General features: G+C 65.0%; 2 protein-coding genes and 1 pseudogene. All 3 read left to right on the forward strand.

The window, feature by feature from the left end; genetic code table 11:
• Positions 1–1168: FAD-binding dehydrogenase (locus AC2VOU_RS16585; protein ID WP_486958354.1), on the forward strand; the 1168-nt coding region annotated here is incomplete at its 5' end.
• A 323-nt stretch (positions 1169–1491) separates the two neighbouring features.
• Entirely contained in the window at positions 1492–2202 is a 711-nt protein-coding gene (prrA, locus tag AC2VOU_RS16590; RefSeq protein WP_156166248.1) for a two-component system response regulator PrrA, read from the forward strand.
• 17 nt (positions 2203–2219) lie between these two features.
• A pseudogene (locus AC2VOU_RS16595) lies at positions 2220–2669 on the forward strand (two-component sensor histidine kinase); the annotation flags it as partial.

Raw genomic sequence — 2669 nt, forward strand, 5'->3', positions numbered from 1 at the left:
GTTCTATCACCGTCACCGCGTCGACGAACTGGTCTTCACCAACGGCGCTGCCACCGGGGTCAAAGGCATAGTGCTGGCACCCGACGACTCGGTGCGCGGCGCCCCCTCCAACCGGGAAAAGATCAGCGAGTTCGAGCTATCCGCGCAGGCGGTGATCATCACCACCGGCGGGATCGGCGGCAACCACGACATGGTGCGGCGCCACTGGCCGCAGCGGATGGGCACCCCACCGGCGTCCATGATCACCGGTGTGCCCGCCTATGTCGATGGCCGGATGCTCGACATCGCCGCCGACAGCGGAGTACGGCTGGTCAACCGCGACCGGATGTGGCACTACACCGAAGGCGTCATCAACTGGAACCCGATCTGGCCTAACCACGCCATCCGGATCATTCCCGGCCCGTCGTCGATGTGGTTCGACGCGCTGGGCCGGCGGCTACCCGCCCCCTACCTACCCGGCTACGACACCCTGGGCACCCTGCGGTACCTGCGCACCACCCCCGACATCGCGCGCTACGACCACTCCTGGTACATCCTGACCCAGAAGATCATCAAGAAAGAGTTCGCGCTGTCCGGCTCGGAGCAAAACCCCGACATCACCTCCAAGAGCCGCAAAGCAGTTCTGCGGGAACGGATCTTCAATAAGCAGGCGCCGGGCCCGGTCGAGGCGTTCAAAACCCACGGCGCCGACTTCGTGGTCGCCGAAAGCCTCGAAGAACTCGTCGCAAGAATGAACACCCTCACCGATGAACCCCTCTTGGACCCGGCCGTGATCCGCGCGCAGATCGAAGCCCGGGATCTGCAAATGGCCAACCCGTTCAGCAAGGACGTCCAAGTTCAGGGCATCCGCAACGCGCGGCGCTCACTGGGCGATCGGGTCGGCCGGGTAGCCGCCCCGCACCGCATCCTCGACCCCGATGCGGGACCACTGATCGGGGTGAAACTGCACATCCTGACCCGAAAGACGTTGGGCGGCATCCAAACCGACCTTGCCTCGCGCGCGCTAGGCGCCGACGGCAAACCCATTCCCGGCCTGTATGCCGCGGGGGAGGTCGCCGGGTTCGGCGGTGGTGGGGTGCACGGCTACAACGCGCTGGAAGGCACCTTCCAGGGTGGCTGCATCTTCTCCGGACGCGCTGCCGGACGCGCGACCGCCGAGGCCCTCTGACCCAACCGGATGTCTTCGACGAACTGCGTCAACGCGTCCGAATGCCAGCACCACGCCCTAGCCCTCACCGAATCCGTCTCCCGATCCAGGTGCAAGATGGCGCGCCAAAGTTTAAATCCCGCAACATCAGCGGTGGCAAATACACTGGATACCGCTGTCTACCAACTGATTTCGACTACCACACAGTCAGCGCCGAAACAGTAACTATTAACCGACGGGCGGCCGTGTCGAGAGCAGACACTCGGGGAACAGCCGTGCGGTGGGTCACTCCCCCGCGACCCAGCGGGTGGTCCTCCCACCGCCGTCGGCAACGATCCGGCAAAATGGGCGGCATGGACACTGGTGTCAGCTCACCTCGAGTGTTGGTCGTCGACGACGACTCCGATGTGCTTGCCTCGCTGGAGCGCGGCCTACGACTATCCGGATTCGAGGTATCAACCGCCGTCGACGGGGCCGAGGCGTTGCGCAGCGCCACTGAGACCCGGCCGGACGCAATCGTGCTCGACATCAATATGCCGGTATTGGACGGTGTCAGCGTCGTCACGGCGTTGCGAGCCATGGACAACGACGTCCCGGTTTGCGTGCTGTCCGCACGCAGTTCGGTCGACGACCGGGTGGCGGGCCTGGAGGCCGGCGCCGATGATTACCTGGTCAAACCGTTCGTGCTGGCCGAGCTGGTAGCACGAGTGAAGGCGCTGTTGCGCCGCCGCGGCGCCACCGCGACGTCCTCCTCGGAAACCATCACCGTGGGCCCGCTGGAGGTGGACATCCCCGGTCGGCGAGCCCGGGTCAATGGTGTCGACGTCGACCTAACCAAGCGAGAGTTCGATCTGCTGGCAGTGCTGGCCGAGCACAAGACCGCCGTACTGTCGCGCGCCCAGCTGCTGGAGCTGGTGTGGGGCTACGATTTCGCCGCCGACACCAATGTCGTCGACGTGTTCATCGGGTACCTGCGCCGCAAGCTGGAGGCCAACGGCGGGCCTAGGCTACTGCACACCGTTCGAGGAGTCGGGTTCGTGCTGCGCATGCAGTAACCGGATCGAAGCATGCCATGAATATCCTGTCGCGCATCTTTGCCCGTACGCCGTCGTTGCGAACCCGGGTGGTGGTCGCCACGGCCATCGGTGCAGCGATTCCAGTGCTCATCGTCGGCACCGTCGTCTGGGTCGGGATCACCAACGACCGCAAAGAGCGGCTAGACCGCAAACTGGACGAGGCCGCGGGTTTCGCGATCCCGTTCGTGCCGCGGGGCCTTGACGAAATTCCGCGCTCGCCCAACGACCGGGACGCCATCATCACGGTGCGCCGCGGCAACTTGGTCAAGTCGAATTCCGACATCACGCTGCCCAAACTGAAAGACGACTACGCCGACACCGACCTCCACGGGGTGCGCTACCGAGTGCGCACGGTGGAGATCCCGGCACCAGAGCCGACGTCAATTGCCGTCGGCGCGACGTACGACGCCACCATCGCCGAGACCAACAACTTGCACCGCCGAGTG

This window comes from Mycobacterium sp. TH-M25, assembly GCF_057473665.1.